This is a genomic window from Phycicoccus sp. Soil802 (assembly GCF_001429605.1).
In the GTDB taxonomy this organism is placed as follows: domain Bacteria; phylum Actinomycetota; class Actinomycetes; order Actinomycetales; family Dermatophilaceae; genus Pedococcus.
This window is the reverse complement of sequence record NZ_LMSS01000003.1, coordinates 361,224-375,927: the sequence shown is the minus strand read 5'-3', so window position 1 is coordinate 375,927 and position 14,704 is coordinate 361,224. Positions and strand designations below refer to the sequence as shown.

The window sequence follows — 14,704 nt, the reverse complement described above, 5'->3', positions numbered from 1 at the left end:
GCCGGAGAGACGACCGCCTCGACCCCTTGCGCGAGGCGGCCGGGATGGGTCAAGATCAGCGGACCTCCTTCGGAGGCCAGTCTCCCTCGGGAGACACGAGACCCGGCCAACTCATACTTGGCCGGGTCTCACCTTTTGTAACAGGGGAAACAGACCCGGCCGGTGACCGACACGCAACGGCCACGTAAACAGTGGCGGGCCGCAGGACGCCACCCACCGCGCGTGCGTCGGTGCGGAAACGCCCGGATCTCCGGGTGTTTCCGCACCGAACCGCGAGGGAGAGGCTCAGACGGACTCGGCGAAGGCTTCCTCGAGGATGTCGAGACCCTCGGAGAGCAGGTCGTCGCCGGCCGACAGCGGCGGCAGGAACCGGAAGACGTTGCCGTAGGTGCCGCAGGTCAGCGTGACCAGCCCGCGGGCGTGGCAGGCCTTGTTGATCCGCCCGGTGAGGTCGGCGTCGGGAGTCTTGCGCTCGAGGTCGCTGACCAGCTCGACCGCCAGCATCGCGCCGCGACCCCGGATGTCGCCGATGACGCCGTACTTGTCCGCGAGGGCCTCGAGCCGTGGGCGGAACAGCGCCTCGACCGCGCGGGCACGTCCGGCCAGGTCGTCGGCCTTCATCGTCTCGATCGCCGCGAGCGCGCTGGCGCAGGCGACCGGGTTGCCGCCGTAGGTGCCGCCGAGGCCGCCCACGTGGATCGCGTCCATCACGTCGGCCCGACCCGTGAGCGCCGCCAGCGGCATGCCACCGGCGATGCCCTTGGCCGTGGTGATGAGGTCCGGCACGACGTCCTCGTGCTCGGAGGCGAACCAGTCGCCGGTGCGGCAGAACCCGGTCTGCACCTCGTCGGCGATGAACAGGATCCCCTGCTCGGTGCACCAGTCGGAGACCTTCTTCATGAACCCGGGTGCGGGCACGATGAACCCGCCCTCGCCCTGGATCGGCTCGAGGATGACGGCCGCGGTGTTGTCCTCGCCGACCTGCGCGTGCACGAGGTCGACGAACTCGGTGAAGGCCTCGTCGGCGCAGGCCTCCGGGCCGGTGGGCCAGCGGTACGGGTAGGCCATCGGCACGCGGTAGATCTCGCTCGCGAACGGGCCGAACCGGTGCTTGTAGGGCATGTTCTTCGCGGTCAGGCCCATCGTCAGGTTGGTGCGCCCGTGGTACGCGTGGTCGAACGCGACGACGCCCTGCCGCCCGGTGAAGTGGCGGGCCACCTTGACAGCGTTCTCGACGGCCTCGGAGCCGGAGTTGAAGAGCGCAGAACGCTTGTCGTGCGTGCCGGGCGTGACCTCGGCCAGCACCTCGGCCACCTCGAGGTACTCCTCGTAGGGGGTGACCATGAAGCAGGTGTGGGTGAAGTCGTTGATCTGGGCGGTGACGGCGTCGATGACCCGCTGGTTGCCGTTGCCCACGGTCGTCACGGCGATCCCCGAGCCGAAGTCGATGAGCTGGTTGCCGTCGACGTCGCGCAGGATGCCACCGGCGGCCTGCTCGATGTAGACCGGGAGGCCGGTACCCACGCCGGCGGACACCGCGGCGAGCTTGCGCTGCTGGAGGGCCTGGCTCTTCGGGCCGGGGATGCTGGTCGCGAGGACGCGCTTCTGTTCGAGCATGCGCCGAGCATACGACCGCCTCGCCACACCTTTATCGGGTCTAGGGAGAAGCGTCAGCTTCACCCCGAAACCGTTTCCGGGTGAAGCCGACCTTTGTCCCTAGACCCGATAAAGGTGAGGTATGCCGCGGGCGTGGCAGCGCGGCATGCCTCCCCTTAGCGTGGGGGCATGGCATCCAAGGCGAGCTCGCCCGCGGTCGAGGTCGAGGTCGGTGGGCGCGACGTGCGCATCTCCAACCCCGACCGCGTCTACTTCCCGGCCCGCGGTGAGACCAAGCTCGACCTGGTCAACTACTACCTGTCGGTGGGCGACGGGATCGTCAACGCGTTGCGCGAGCGGCCCTGCATGCTGCACCGGTTCCCCGAGGGGGTGTCCGGCGAGAAGGTGCACCAGAAGCGGGTGCCGCACGGAGCCCCGCCCTGGCTGGAGACCGTGCGGGTGACCTTCCCGCGGTGGAACCGCACGGCGGACGAGCTGTGCGTCACCGAGCTGGCGCAGGTCATCTGGGCGGTGCAGATGTCGACCGTCGAGTTCCACCCGTGGAACAGCCGGCGGGCCGATGTGGAGAAGCCCGACGAGTGGCGGATCGACCTCGACCCCGGGCCGGACTGCCCCTGGGACCGGGTGCAGCGGGTCGCCCACGTCGCCCACGAGGTGCTCGACGAGCTCGGCGCCGTCGGGTGGCCGAAGACGAGTGGCGGTTCGGGGATGCACGTCTACGTGCGGATCAAGCCGGAGTGGGGCTTCAAGGACGTGCGTCGTGGTGCGTTGGCGTTCGCCCGGGAGGTGGAGCGGCGGATGCCCGACGACGTCACCACGACCTGGTGGCGCAAGGACCGCGACCCCGCCGACCTCTTCGTCGACTACAACCAGAACGCGCGCGACCACACCATCGCGGCGGCCTACTCGGTGCGCGGCAACCCGATCGGCACGGTGTCGGCCCCGATCCGCTGGGACGAGGTGGACGACGTCGAGCCCGACGACTTCACCATCGCGACCATGCCGGCCCGGTACGCCGAGCTGGGCGACCTGCACGCGGGGATCGACGACGCGGTGTTCGAGATCGACCAGCTGGTCGAGTGGGCCGACCGCGACGAGCGCGAGGGCGCCGCCGAGCCGCCGGAGCCCGACACCGACTGACCGACCAGCCGGGGCCATCCTGCGGAGTGAAATGGCTTCCACGCCCGCAGATGCGGAGGTAGTGTCCTCCTCATGCCGCTGATGAGGATCAAGGACGCCGCGTCGTTCCTCGGCGTCAGCGACGACACGGTGCGTCGTTGGGTCGACAGCGGCGCCCTGCAGGCCGAGGCCGACGACGCCGGTCGCAAGGTCGTCGACGGCTACCAGGTGGCGCTGCTGGCCCGCGACCAGGCGCACGCCGTCGAGGACCCGAGCGGCGTGGGGCGTTCGGCCCGCAACCGGTTCGTCGGCCTCGTCACCGACATCAAGCGCGACACCGTGATGGCCCAGGTGGAGATGCAGTGCGGTCCGTTCCGCGTCGTCTCGCTGATGAGTTCGGAGGCCGTGGACGACCTGCGGCTCGAGCTCGGGTCGGTGGCCATCGCCGTCGTGAAGTCCACGACCGTCATCGTCGAGACTCCGGAAGGAGCGTCATGACCATCGTCCGCCGCCGCGCCACGCCGGCCCTGGCCCTCGCCGGCCTCCTCCTGACGACCGCCGCCTGCGGGTCGGGATCCTCGACGGACGACGAGTCGCCGCAGGGGGGCAGCTCGTCGTCGACCTCGTCGGGAGGTGAGCTCAGCGGGACCGTGACGGTCTTCGCCGCGGCCTCGCTGAAGAAGACGTTCACCGCGATCGGCACCGAGTTCGAGAGGACCCACCCCGGGGTGACGGTGACCTTCAACTTCGCCGGGTCGTCCGACCTCGTCGCGCAGATCCAGCAGGGCGCCCCGGCCGACGTCTTCGCCTCGGCCGACACCACGAACATGGCCAAGGCGACCGGCGACTCGCTGACGGCGGCGACCCCGGCCAACTTCGCCTCCAACACGCTCGAGATCGCGGTGCCTCCGGGCAACCCGGCCAAGATCGCGAGCCTGGCCGACCTGGCCAGGCCTGGCGTCAAGGTCGTGCTGTGCGCGCCCGAAGTGCCCTGTGGCTCCGCCGCCGCCAAGGTCGAGGCAGCCGCCAAGGTCGACATCAAGCCGGTCAGCGAGGAGCAGTCGGTCACCGACGTCCTCGGCAAAGTCACGTCCATGGAGGCCGACGCCGGGCTGGTCTACGTGACCGACGTGTTGGGCGCGGGCGACGCCGTCGAGGGCGTGGAGTTCCCCGAGTCGTCGTCGGCCGTGAACACCTACCCGATCGCGACCCTCAAGGCGAGCAAGAACGCCGTGGCGGCCCAGGCCTTCCTCGAGGCGGTCACCGGCGAGCCCGGGCAGGGGATCCTCGCGGCCGCCGGCTTCGCCAAGCCGTAGCGTGCACCTCGTGCCGCAGGTCCCCGCAACGCTCCGAGGCCAGCCGCGGCTGGGCCTGCCTGCCTGGGTCTTCGTCCCCGCTGCGGTCGGGGCGACCTTCGTCGTCCTCCCGCTCGTGGCGATGCTCACGCGGGTCGAGTGGGGCAGCTTCGGCTCGCTCATCACCTCCGAGTCCTCGCGCGCGGCCCTGGCCCTGAGCCTGCGGACCTCCCTGGCGAGCACCGTGCTGTGCATCCTCTTCGGCGTGCCGATGGCCCTCGTCCTCGCGCGCACCGAGTTCCGGGGCCAGTCGATCGCCCGCTCGCTCGTGCTGCTCCCGCTCGTGCTGCCACCGGTCGTCGGAGGCATCGCCCTGCTCTACACCTTCGGCCGCAAGGGCTTGCTCGGGCACTCCATGGAGGTGTTGGGGCTGCAGATCGCCTTCTCCACCACCGCCGTCGTGATGGCCCAGACCTTCGTGGCGCTGCCGTTCCTCGTCGTCAGCCTGGAAGGTGCGCTGCGCACCGGTGGCCAGCGGTTCGAGGAGGTGGCCGCGACCCTCGGCGCCCGACCGACCACCGTCTTCCTGCGGGTCACCCTCCCGCTGGTGCTGCCGGGGCTGGCATCCGGGGCGGTGCTGGCGTTCGCCCGGGCCCTCGGCGAGTTCGGCGCCACCATCACCTTCGCCGGCAGCCTCCAAGGAGTCACCCGCACGCTGCCCCTGGAGATCTACCTGCAGCGCGAGACCGACCCACAGGCGGCAGTCGCCCTGTCGCTGGTGCTGGTCGTCGTGGCCACCGTCGTCATCGCCCTCACCCGACGCTCACGGACCGCGCTGTGAAGATGGCAGCGTCGTGAAGCTCGAGGCCCGCGTGGGCTTCCCCGACCGTGACCTCGACCTCGGGATCGCGGTCGAGGCCGGGCGCACCCTCGCGCTGCTCGGCCCCAACGGCGCCGGCAAGTCCACGGCCCTCGCGTCGATTGCCGGCCTCCTGCGCCCGGCGTCCGGGCGCATCACCCTCGACGACCGGATCCTGTTCTCGCACAATGGCGCCGGCGACACGTCGTGGGTGCCGCCTCACGCCCGCGGAGTCGCCCTTCTCGCCCAGGAGGCCCGGCTCTTCCCCCACCTGTCGGTGCTCGACAACGTGGCCTTCGGCCCACGCAGCGCCGGTATGCCGCGTGGCCGGGCTCGCGAGGTGGCCCACCAGTGGCTGGCGCAGGTGGACGCGGAGGAGTTTGCGGACCGGCGGCCGGCGGCCCTCTCCGGCGGCCAGGCGCAGCGGGTCGCCATCGCCCGTGCCCTCGCCACCGAGCCCCACCTGCTGCTGCTCGACGAGCCGTTGTCGGCGCTCGACGTCGACTCCGCCCCGGCGATCCGCCAGCTGCTGCGACGGGTGCTCGAGGGCCGCACCACCATCGTCGTCACGCACGACATCCTCGACGCGGTGCTGCTCGCCGACGACGTCGCCGTCCTCGAGGCGGGCCGAGTCGTCGAGGAGGGGCCGACGGCGCGGGTGCTGACCCGACCGACCAGCCGGTTCGCGGCACGCATCGCGGGCCTCAACCTGGTGCGCGGCACGGCCCGGGGCACCACCGTGACCACGCCGGAAGGGCTCCAGGTCGAGGGCCTGTCCGAGGACGACCTGGCCGACGGATCGGCCGCGGTCGCGGTGTTCAGCCCCAGCGCCGTGGGCGTCTACCGTGTCGCACCCTCGGGCAGCCCACGCAACGTCGTGCACGCGACGGTGACCGAGCTGGAACCGCACGGACACCAGGTGCGGGTGCACACGGCATACCTCTCCGCGGACATCACGCCCGCCGCGCTGGCCGACCTCGACCTCGCCCCGGGCACGGCGGTCGTGCTCACGGTCAAGGCCAGCGAAGTGGCCGTCTACGGCGCATAGCGCGCCCGGGTCCACCATGATCTCCTCATGGCTGCCGACGGAGGGGCGCACGGCTCGAGGGTCCGCGCGGGCTGGTGGGCGCCCGCGGCCGTCCTCGCGCTGACCGTCGTGCAACTCGGCGTCGGCACCTTCGCGAGCAGCCTGCAGCAGTTCGAGGGCAAGGCCTTCGGGGCCCGGCTGGTCGCCTACCCCGTGATGATGCTCGTGGTGCCGGTGGCCTGGTGGCTGGCGCACCGTGGCCGAGACGTCAGGGTCCCGTGGGGCGCCTTCGCCCTCGTGATGGCGCCGTTCCTCATCGACGTCACCGGCAACACCCTCGACCTCTATGACTCGGTCGGGTGGTGGGACGACGCCAACCACTTCGTCAACTGGGTGTTGTTGTGCGCCGGTCTGGGTCTCCTACTGCTGCAAGGGATCCGGGTTCGGTGGGCGCGGGTGCTGCTGGTGACCGGGCTCGGTGCCGTGCTCGCGATCGGGTGGGAGCTCGGCGAGTGGTACACCTTCATCCGCCACGGCACCGAGCTCGACACGGCATACCAGGACACCCTCGGCGACGAGGCGCTCGGCACCCTCGGCGCCCTCGTGGCCGGGCTGGCCCTGCGTCGGCCACGCGGCGCCGACGGCGGCTGACCCGCTCAGTCCTGGGAGACGGACGCGGCGGCGGCCTCGCGTGCCGCGAGCCCGGCGGCGTAGTCGGGCAGCTCCTGGAGCGCGAAGTGGTTGCCGTCCGGGTCCTCGAAGTGGGTGAACCGACCCCACGGGAGGTCCTCGACCTCGGTCACCTCGACGCCGCGACCCTTGAGCTCGTCGTGCGCGGCGTCGGCATCGGCGACCACCACCTGGATGTACTGCTTCACGCCCTCGCCCAGCATCGACATGCCCTTGACGAAGCAGAAGGAGCAGGCCGACCCGGGCGGCGTGATCTGGACGAAGCGTAGCCCCGCCTCCTCCACGACCTGGTCCTGGTCGGCCGGCCACCCGACGACGTCCTCGTAGAACGCCTTCGTACGGTCGATGTCCGTGACGGAGATGGGGATGAGCTCGATCTTGTAGTCCACGGCCGGTCCTCTCGTCGCAACCTCTCCTTCGGAGGTTCTACCACCAGCCTAGGAAGACTTCCGGCCACTTCCTGACCGCAAGACGATCGGGTTTCGACGGGTCGGTCAGGTCGTCGGGGTCCCTTCGGGGCACCGACGGTGCAGCTCGGCGATGATCTCCTGCTCGCGCGCCAGAGCCGCTTGGCACTCGTGGCGAGCTGCGCCGGGCGACCGGGTGGCGTCCTCGAGCGCGGCGAGCTCGGTGAGCAGCTCGCGGACGGTCGCAGGCGCCTCGGCCTCGAGGGCCGCCGCGACCGGTGCGCCATCGGTGGGAGCAGGCTTCGTCAACTCGGTCATGAGCGGCCTCCGGACGTCGTGAAAGGTGCCCCGGCTGCTTGAAGCCCTGTGATCATGATCCGAAATGTCGCGTTCTGTCAACGGTGTGCGACACCGGACGGGGCGACCTCAGAGCTCGTGGGGGTGCACGTGGCTTGTGTGGGAGGTGACCCGCAGCGTGCCTGCCTCGAGGTCCACGTCGGCGACCGCCTCGATTAGTGCGACCCGGTGGCTGCGCTGCCACCACCGGACCACCGCGCCCACGACCAACGGGCCCTGGCGGGCCTCGGCGTCGTAGCCGAGCTGGGAGCCGGCGGCGTGCTGCCCGTACTGGAGGTGGGTGACGGCCAGGTGGTCTCGGCGACGCCCGGACGGGGGCTCGGCACAGAGCAGCTCGAGGACGACCCCCAGCTCGGACCCGTCGTTGGCAAAGACCCGCGCGCCGATGACGTCCGACACCGAACCGGTCCGCACCGCACGACCCGACGGCTTCGTCGCGCTCCGGGGCGCCTTGCCCCCACCTTCTGGGACAGGGCCTCGGTCGTCGCGCTCGTCACCACCGCCCTTGGCCCCCGGGATCCGTGACACGACGTGCTCCCGCAACCACAGCTCGAGCCCGAACGACGCAGCCAATGCCCTCGCCGCTGACTCGCTGACCGTGATCGCCGAACTGATGTCGTGCACGTCCTCGATCCCGACCCGGGCAGGCTGCGCCTCGGGGCTGGTCTGGAGGCGCCGCCAGATCGCCACGGTCCAGCGGCCGAGTGCTCCCGGCAGTCGTCGACCCAGGGCAGCCGGCCCGACCTGGAGGGCGGTGACGTTCCACCCGTCGTGCGAGACGACCAGCTCGAGGTCGTCGACGTTGCCGAGCAGCTCGCCGTCCGGACCCACCACCTGGTGGTCGAGGATGCGCAGCACCACCCTGTGGCTGGGCGCCTGCCGCTTCGCGCTGGATGGCGTCATGACGCGGTCCTCCTCATGTCACTGACCGGCCTTCGTGACGATCATGAGCGGGATCGCGGCGACAGCGGCCACCAGCACGATGCAGAGGTAGACGCTCCCCAGGCCGTTGGCCAGCCTCCCGTTGACGTGCTTGCCCATGTAGGTGCGGTCGTTGGCCACGACGAGGATGGGGAAGTAGGTCAACGGCAGCGCGATGGCGCTGAACACCACTGAGTACTCGGTGAGCATGATCGGGTCGACGGTCGTCAGCAGCACCCCGATGGCCGCGATCGCCGAGACCAGCAGCACCGTGTGGAACCGCGCGGCCCGCAACGGCTCGACGTACTTGCCCCACTGCCAGCCGAAGTACTGCGCGATGCTGTAGCCGACCGACAGACCGGTCTCACAGGCGGCGCCGAAGGTCGCCGCGAAGAAGCCCAACAGCACCAGCGCCAGCCCCACCTTGCCCAGCGCGATCGTGACCGGCAACGCGATCTGTCCCAAGGTGTCGACCTGGATCGCCTCGGGTTGGAAGACCACGGTCGCCGTGGCCGCGATCGCCAGGGAGAGCAGGCCGCCCAACGGGAAACCGATGAAGACGTTGGCGCGCATGGTGCCGAGGTCCTTGGCGGTCCAGCGCTCCTCCACGCCACCGGAGGAGAAGAAGAAGACCTCGTACGGGGTCATGGCCGCGCCGAACAGGGCGATCGCGTAGTAGGCGTAGGTCCAGTGGCTCTCGTCATGCGGGACGAACGGCTGCGACGCCTGGAGCCACAGGGCATCCCAGTCGGGGCCCAGCTTCCACAGCGCCACCGCGAAGACGATGAGGGACAGACCGGCAAGGCCGAAGGCGTTCTCCAGCACCGCGAACTTCACCCGCCACAGGACCAGCCAGACGGCGGCCCCCACCACCGGGATCCACAGGTAATCGTTGACGCTGGTCGCCAGCTGGAGCGCCAGCGCGACGCCACCGATCTCGGCGATGAAGGTGAGCATGGTGACGGCCATCGACGCCACGAGGTTAGCCAGTCCCACGCGCGGGCCGAGCCGTTCGCGGACGAGGTCGAAGGTCGCTCGGCCGGACACCGCCGCGACCCGCCCGCTCATCTCCGCGAAGACGCAGATCCCGACGATCCCGACGATCACGACCCAGCCGAGCGACATGCCGAACCGCGAACCCACGTGGCCGTTGGTCACGAGGTCGCCGATGTCCACGAATCCACCGATGGCGGTGAGGATCCCGAGCGCGACGGCGAAGAGCTTCTTCACCGCAAGCCCTCCTTGGCGTCGTCCATGCGGTCCGCCACCTCGGTGAGCTCCGTTGCCGTCGCGCGCATCTGCGCCTCGTCGTCGCGCCGCACCGCGAGCCTGGCGGCGGCGAAGGCGTCGGCGGTGTCACCCAGCAGCTCCATGACGTCGGTCCGCAGCTGGTCCTGCCCCGGCTCCGGTGGGTCGACGTTGCCGAAGCTGTCCTCGATGGGGCCGATGGCGGACTCGCTCTCGGTGATGACCGTGTCCGCGTAGGCGTTCGTCGCGTGCCCGTCGAGCCGGGCCTGCAGGACCAGGGCGCCGGTGCGCGCCTCGCTGACGGCGGACCCGAGGGCGGCCTCGGCGTTGGCCCGGAAGGCGCCGTCGTCCCGGGCCGGCACCACGCACCCGCCGAGCGCGAGGCAGGCCATGAGGGCGGCGCTGGCTGCCCGGACCAGGCGCGCGCCGCGAGGACGGGTGGTCATCGTGGGCGCCGCAGGAGGACGAAGGCCAGCGTGGAGAGCATGCAGGCATAGATCAACCAACCGCCCGCCAGGGCCAGTCCTTCGGTCACGACCTCCTCATGCCCGGTTCTGGTGCCGGCAAACGTGGCCCCAAACGCGCCGCGTGAGACACGTGCCGGGAGGAGTTGTCGCAGCCGACTCAGGTCCACCTATGATGACGCCGGGTTAAGAAGCAGCCCTCTCGTTTCACTTCCGCTTTGTGAGCGGACACCTGTCACGGAGGACCCCATGTCGGCCCTTGAGTCGAGCCCTTCCACCGACGGCTACGCGGACGACCACCTCAGCGGTGGTGTGCAGCAGCCGCCGCCATCCTCCACGCTCGGACGCTTCCGCTACGACAACCTCACCGACACCTGGTGGTGGTCCGACGAGATGTACGCCATCCACGGCCTGCTCGACAGCGAGACCCGGCTGACCACCCAGCTGATCCTCTCGCTCAAGCATCCCGACGACCACGCCGAGGCGGCAGCGACGTTGCACCAGGCGCTCGAGACCGGCCAGCCCTTCACCCAGCCACACCGGGTCGTGACCGCCGACGGCACCGTGCGACAGGTCATCTCGGTGGGCGAGGGGATCGTGTTGGGTGGACGCGTCGTCGCCGTCCACGGCTACATGGTGGACGTGACGAACGCCCTCGAACGCCAGGTGAAGACCGACGCCTGGCAGGAGGCCTCACGCGTGATCGAGCAGCGCGCGGTGATCGAGCGCGCCAAGGGCGCACTGATGGTGCGGTACGGCCTGGACGCCGACGCCGCCTTCGACCTGCTCAAGAGCTGGTCCAGCACCCGCAACGAGAAGCTCCGGGACGTGGCCCGTCACGTGGTCGAGAACCTCTGACCACCCTCCGAGGTCACTCGGACGGCTCCGGCTCGGACGGCTCCTGCTCCGGCTCGGGTGGGATCGGCTCCAGCTCCGGCGGGGGCTCGTACCCGGGCGGCAAGGGCGGCTCCGGGGTGACCGGCGGGAAGGTCGTCCCGTCGGGGAGAAGGTTCGACGCGTAGGTGTCCATGGTCATCCGCTCAGTGGTCCCGCAGCGCCGTGACCAGCTGCGCCTTCGACATCGACGAGCGACCCTCGATCCCGATCTGGCGGGCGCGCTTCATGAGTTCCTGCTTGGTCCAGTCCTCGTAGTCGCCGCTGCGACCGCCCTTGGCGCCCACGGCGCTTCGTGAGGTGTTCGAGGCGGCGTTGGAGATGCGGGCCGCCTTCTCCTTGCTGGCGCCGTCGTCGCGCAGCGCCTCGTACATCTCTGGGTCCTTCACGGACGGGCCGGGCTTGCGTGCAGGCATGGTGACCTCCTGTGCACTCGCTGGGGAGCGGTATGCCGGTGACGCGAGCGAGTGGGGGCGTCACCGCCCGGGTCCTACCCGGCCGGATGGGTGGCAAACCCGCAGGTTTGGCCCGGCCGGTTCAGGGGCACCATGGAGGGGAGCCGGTACGACCGCCCGGTGGTCCACGGGCGCTGGGGAGGCACCATGTCCGACAGCCTGACGCGAGCCAGCGGGATCGTCTTCGACCTCGACGGCACGTTGGTCGACTCGACCTACGTGCACACCCTCTGCTGGTGGGAGGCGCTGCAGCAGTTCGGCCACTCCCGTCCGATGGCCGCAGTCCACCACACGGTGGGAATGGGGTCCGACCACCTCCTGCACCACCTGCTCGGAGACAGCCGTGAGCGGGCCCAGGACCCCGAGATCACGGCTGCCCACGACGTGCTGTTCGGCACCTGGCACGAGCGGTTGCACCCGCTGCCGGCCGCCAGGGTCCTGCTGAACTGGTGCCGCGACGCCGGGCTGACGGTGGCCCTCGCCTCCTCGGGCGGGGAGCGTGACCTCTGGGCGATGCTGGAGGTCCTCGACCACCCCGACTTCGACGTCATCGTCACGGGAGACGACGTGGACAGCACGAAGCCCGATCCCGACGTGCTCGGCGCCGTCCTCGAGCGGGCGGGGCTCGAGGCCGATGACGTGATGGTCGTGGGCGACTCGGTGTGGGACATGGAGGCAGCCGCCCGGATCGGCTCGGTGGCGATCGGCGTCGCGACCGGTGGGACGAGTGCGGCCGAGCTCGAGAGCGCGGGCGCCGAGCTCACCTTCCAGGACCTCGCAGCCCTCCTTGACGCCCTCCAGGACGCCAGGCCCGAACCTGCGCCGGGGGTGTGGGGCACCCGACCGTGACCATGGCGGGCAGGGCGGGACGGTCAGGCCAGCCGCGGCAGGACTTGCTCCCCGTAGAACTCGATCATCTCGCGCCAGTGGGGGCCCATGTTCGCGACGAAGACCTCGTCGAACCCCGCCTCGGCATAGGGCTGGAACGCCTCCACGTGTTCCTGGACGTCGTTGCCGCAGACGACCGACTCGCCGGTCGCCTCCTTGGTGACCAGCGTCGAGGCCTGCTCGAAGTGCTGCGGCGAAGGGAGCACCTGGGCGAGCTCCCCCGGTAGGCCGGAGTTCGCCCACAGGCGGTGGGCGTGGTCGCGCCCCTCCTCGGCACTGTCGGCGAAGGCCACCTTGAGGCCGGCCATCGTGGGAGCCTTGGCGTCGCCCTTGAGCCGCCTGAACTCCGCGACCGACTCGGCGTCCGGCTTGGTCGTGATGAAGCCGTCACCGATCCGGGCTGCCACCTCGAGCGCCTTGGGCCCGAACGCCGACACGTAGACGGGCGGGGGTTCGGCCGGCAACGTGTAGATCCGGGCGGTGTCCACCGTGTAGTGCTCCCCGGAGTGGGAGACCACCTCGCCGGTCCAGAGAGCCCGGATGAGCTCCACCGCCTCCGCCAACATCTCGAGGCGGCGTTCGGCGTGCGGCCACGGGCCGCCCAGGATGTGCTCGTTGAGGGCCTCGCCGGTGCCGACCCCCAAGATGAACTTCCCGCCGAGCATGGTCGCCGAGGTGGCTGCGGCCTGCGCCACGACGGCCGGGTGCAGCCGGACGGTCGGGCAGGTGACGGCCGTGGTGACCGGCAACGAGCACGCCTGCGAGATCGCGCCGATCACCGACCAGACGAAGGGGCTCTGGCCCTGCTCGTCGTTCCACGGGTGGTAGTGGTCGCTGATCCACAGGCCCGAGAACCCGGCTCGCTCGGCGAGGACCGCCTGCTCGACGAGGTCGTCGGGGGTGTACTCCTCGGACGACAGGAAGTAGCCCACCTTCATGGCCGGTCGCCTCCGACCTCCGGGGCCATCGCAGCCCGCAACCGCTGGAGGATCGAGCCCAGCAGGCGAGAGACCTGCATCTGGCTGACCCCCAGCACCTCCCCGATCTGCGACTGGGTCTGCTCCTCGACGAACCTCAGGCGGACGATCAGGAGGTCTCGTTCACTCAACTCCACCAGCGCACTGCGCAGGGCGTCACGGGCCACGACGACGTCGTCGAACCAGCGAACGTCACCGGTCGGGCCGGGTCCGTCGCAGAGGTCGAGGGGCATCGCGTGGTAGGCCATCGAGGACGCGTGCACCTCACGCACCTGCTCGGTGGTCACGTCGAGGGCCTGCGCCAGCTCGACGTCGGTGGGCTCGCGCAGCAGCACCTGGCGCAGCCGCTCCTGCTCGCCCGCCACCTCGGCGCGCAGCTCCTGGAGCCGTCGCGGCGGGCGCACGAGCCAGCCCTGGTCGCGGAAGTGCCGCTTGATCTCGCCCGAGATCGTCGGCACCGCGTATGCCGCGAAGCTGCTCCCCAGCCCGCAGCGGTAGCCGTTCGCTGCCTTCACGAGGGCCATCCGGCCCACCTGGACGAGGTCGTCGCGCTCCATGCCCCGCCCGTGGTAGCGCCGCGCCACCCCGTCGACGAGGTCAAGCGTGAGGGCGACCGCCTCCTGCCGCAGCTCGCACTGGCGCCAGCGGTCGTGGCAGGTCTCGACCTCGGCGAGCAGCTCCTCGGCGCGGGCGTGGTCCGGGGAGTCCGGGCCGGCCTGGTGATCCGCCGGGCCAGACGGCGGGGCGGCCGGGAACCGGGTGGTCGAAAGCGGTGTCGCGAGTGCCATGGGCATCCCTTCGAAGTGATGGGACACGGCACCGCTTTTGGACCGATGTGTCGGTATTCACCAAACCACCACAGGCAGACGGGCGCAAGGGCAGGCTGAATCTGGTGGATGCGGCAACACGGGGCAGAACTGGTTGGGGGAGCGAATCGGGGGTAGACGTGTGGCATGGACGACGACCACGCCCCCGACACCGCCAGCGCACACGACGGCCGCGACGAGACCCCCCTGGAGCGCCTCGATCGCAACTGGGACGAGCTGCTCCAGGAGCTGCGCGTGGTCCAGACGGGTGTCCAGATCCTCGCCGGGTTCCTGCTCACCCTGCCGTTCCAGCAGCGGTTCACCCAGATCGAGGACGTCAACCGGGTGGTGTTCCTGGTCGCCTTCGCCCTCGCTGTGGTCGCGACCGCCTTCCTGGTGGCTCCTGTCAGCGCCCACCGGCTGCTGTTCCGCAAGGGCGAGAAGGCAGCCCTCGTCGCGCTCGCCAACCGGTGCGCGCGAGTCGGGCTGGTCGCCCTGGCCCTCGCCGTCTCGGCCGTGGCGTTCGTCATCTTCGACGTCGTGGCCGACACCGGGGTGGCCGTCGCAGCGGCCGGGGCCTCCCTGCTGCTCTTCGCGGTCAACTGGCTGGTGCTCCCGCTCGGCATGCTGCGCCGCGACAAGCGCTGACCCACCCGGGCGCGACCGCCGGGGAGTCAGTC

The 14,704-nt window shown here is 70.6% G+C and carries 19 protein-coding genes; 9 read left to right on the top strand and 10 right to left on the bottom strand.

The genetic code is table 11. The features are described from left to right. Positions 1-285: 285 nt before the first annotated feature. A complete protein-coding gene (gene gabT, locus ASG91_RS08425; protein ID WP_056922175.1) occupies positions 286-1,617 on the bottom strand; it encodes a 4-aminobutyrate--2-oxoglutarate transaminase in 1,332 nt (443 codons plus the stop codon). A 168-nt stretch (positions 1,618-1,785) separates the two neighbouring features. On the opposite strand from gabT, the gene ligD reads away from it, so the two are divergent. The 6 genes from ligD to ASG91_RS08395 all read left to right on the top strand — a co-directional run bounded on the left by ligD (position 1,786) and on the right by ASG91_RS08395 (position 6,568). Continuing rightward, positions 1,786-2,757 (top strand): non-homologous end-joining DNA ligase, encoded by a 972-nt coding sequence (gene ligD / locus ASG91_RS08420; RefSeq protein ID WP_056922174.1) that lies wholly within the window; start codon positions 1,786-1,788, stop codon positions 2,755-2,757. Between the two features lie 72 nt (positions 2,758-2,829). Beyond that, entirely contained in the window at positions 2,830-3,234 is a 405-nt protein-coding gene (locus ASG91_RS08415) for a molybdopterin-binding protein (RefSeq protein WP_056922173.1), read from the top strand. Continuing rightward, a complete protein-coding gene (modA, locus tag ASG91_RS08410; protein ID WP_056922172.1) occupies positions 3,231-4,052 on the top strand; it encodes a molybdate ABC transporter substrate-binding protein in 822 nt (273 codons plus the stop codon). The genes ASG91_RS08415 and modA overlap by 4 nt, the downstream gene beginning before the upstream one ends. Before the next feature lie 10 nt (positions 4,053-4,062). Further along, the gene (locus ASG91_RS08405; RefSeq protein WP_056922331.1) at positions 4,063-4,872 is read left to right on the top strand and encodes an ABC transporter permease; all 810 of its coding nucleotides are present in this window, start codon (positions 4,063-4,065) and stop codon (positions 4,870-4,872) included. Between the two features lie 13 nt (positions 4,873-4,885). Continuing rightward, positions 4,886-5,938, top strand: a complete 1,053-nt coding sequence (locus ASG91_RS08400; protein WP_056922171.1) for a sulfate/molybdate ABC transporter ATP-binding protein — start codon at positions 4,886-4,888, stop codon at positions 5,936-5,938. A gap of 27 nt (positions 5,939-5,965) precedes the next feature. Continuing rightward, complete coding sequence (locus ASG91_RS08395; protein ID WP_056922170.1) at positions 5,966-6,568, top strand: hypothetical protein; 603 nt, start codon at positions 5,966-5,968, stop codon at positions 6,566-6,568. A gap of 5 nt (positions 6,569-6,573) precedes the next feature. Here the strand turns inward: ASG91_RS08395 and ASG91_RS08390 are convergent, their stop codons facing one another. The 5 genes from ASG91_RS08390 to ASG91_RS08370 form a co-directional block, all read right to left on the bottom strand. Further along, positions 6,574-6,996 (bottom strand): glyoxalase superfamily protein, encoded by a 423-nt coding sequence (locus ASG91_RS08390; protein WP_056922169.1) that lies wholly within the window; start codon positions 6,994-6,996, stop codon positions 6,574-6,576. A 105-nt stretch (positions 6,997-7,101) separates the two neighbouring features. Beyond that, positions 7,102-7,332: a hypothetical protein gene (locus tag ASG91_RS08385; RefSeq protein WP_056922168.1), complete on the bottom strand. Its 231-nt coding sequence runs from the start codon at positions 7,330-7,332 to the stop codon at positions 7,102-7,104. 108 nt (positions 7,333-7,440) lie between these two features. Next, a complete protein-coding gene (locus ASG91_RS08380) occupies positions 7,441-8,274 on the bottom strand; it encodes a hypothetical protein (RefSeq protein WP_056922167.1) in 834 nt (277 codons plus the stop codon). A gap of 18 nt (positions 8,275-8,292) precedes the next feature. Beyond that, positions 8,293-9,522, bottom strand: a complete 1,230-nt coding sequence (locus ASG91_RS08375; RefSeq protein WP_056922166.1) for an NRAMP family divalent metal transporter — start codon at positions 9,520-9,522, stop codon at positions 8,293-8,295. Further along, the gene (locus ASG91_RS08370; RefSeq protein WP_157581706.1) at positions 9,519-9,986 is read right to left on the bottom strand and encodes a hypothetical protein; all 468 of its coding nucleotides are present in this window, start codon (positions 9,984-9,986) and stop codon (positions 9,519-9,521) included. The genes ASG91_RS08375 and ASG91_RS08370 overlap by 4 nt, the downstream gene beginning before the upstream one ends. A gap of 267 nt (positions 9,987-10,253) precedes the next feature. Between ASG91_RS08370 and ASG91_RS08365 the strand changes: the two genes are divergently transcribed. Beyond that, complete coding sequence (locus ASG91_RS08365) at positions 10,254-10,862, top strand: PAS and ANTAR domain-containing protein (protein WP_056922164.1); 609 nt, start codon at positions 10,254-10,256, stop codon at positions 10,860-10,862. A gap of 13 nt (positions 10,863-10,875) precedes the next feature. Here ASG91_RS08365 and ASG91_RS21005 read toward each other — a convergent pair whose 3' ends face one another. Together ASG91_RS21005 and ASG91_RS08360 are read right to left on the bottom strand one after the other, a co-directional pair. Beyond that, positions 10,876-11,040: a hypothetical protein gene (locus ASG91_RS21005; RefSeq protein ID WP_200961265.1), complete on the bottom strand. Its 165-nt coding sequence runs from the start codon at positions 11,038-11,040 to the stop codon at positions 10,876-10,878. A 4-nt stretch (positions 11,041-11,044) separates the two neighbouring features. Then, a complete protein-coding gene (locus ASG91_RS08360) occupies positions 11,045-11,314 on the bottom strand; it encodes a hypothetical protein (protein ID WP_056922163.1) in 270 nt (89 codons plus the stop codon). Positions 11,315-11,500: 186 nt separating this feature from the next. On the opposite strand from ASG91_RS08360, the gene ASG91_RS08355 reads away from it, so the two are divergent. After that, entirely contained in the window at positions 11,501-12,202 is a 702-nt protein-coding gene (locus tag ASG91_RS08355) for an HAD family hydrolase (RefSeq protein WP_162257522.1), read from the top strand. 23 nt (positions 12,203-12,225) lie between these two features. Here the strand turns inward: ASG91_RS08355 and ASG91_RS08350 are convergent, their stop codons facing one another. Further along, a complete protein-coding gene (locus ASG91_RS08350; RefSeq protein WP_056922161.1) occupies positions 12,226-13,179 on the bottom strand; it encodes a TIGR03557 family F420-dependent LLM class oxidoreductase in 954 nt (317 codons plus the stop codon). Next, the gene (locus ASG91_RS08345) at positions 13,176-14,006 is read right to left on the bottom strand and encodes a sigma-70 family RNA polymerase sigma factor (protein WP_056922160.1); all 831 of its coding nucleotides are present in this window, start codon (positions 14,004-14,006) and stop codon (positions 13,176-13,178) included. Before ASG91_RS08345 ends, ASG91_RS08350 begins: the two co-directional genes overlap by 4 nt. Positions 14,007-14,171: 165 nt before the next feature. Between ASG91_RS08345 and ASG91_RS08340 the strand changes: the two genes are divergently transcribed. Continuing rightward, the gene (locus ASG91_RS08340) at positions 14,172-14,672 is read left to right on the top strand and encodes a DUF6328 family protein (RefSeq protein WP_056922159.1); all 501 of its coding nucleotides are present in this window, start codon (positions 14,172-14,174) and stop codon (positions 14,670-14,672) included. Positions 14,673-14,704: the final 32 nt, after the last annotated feature.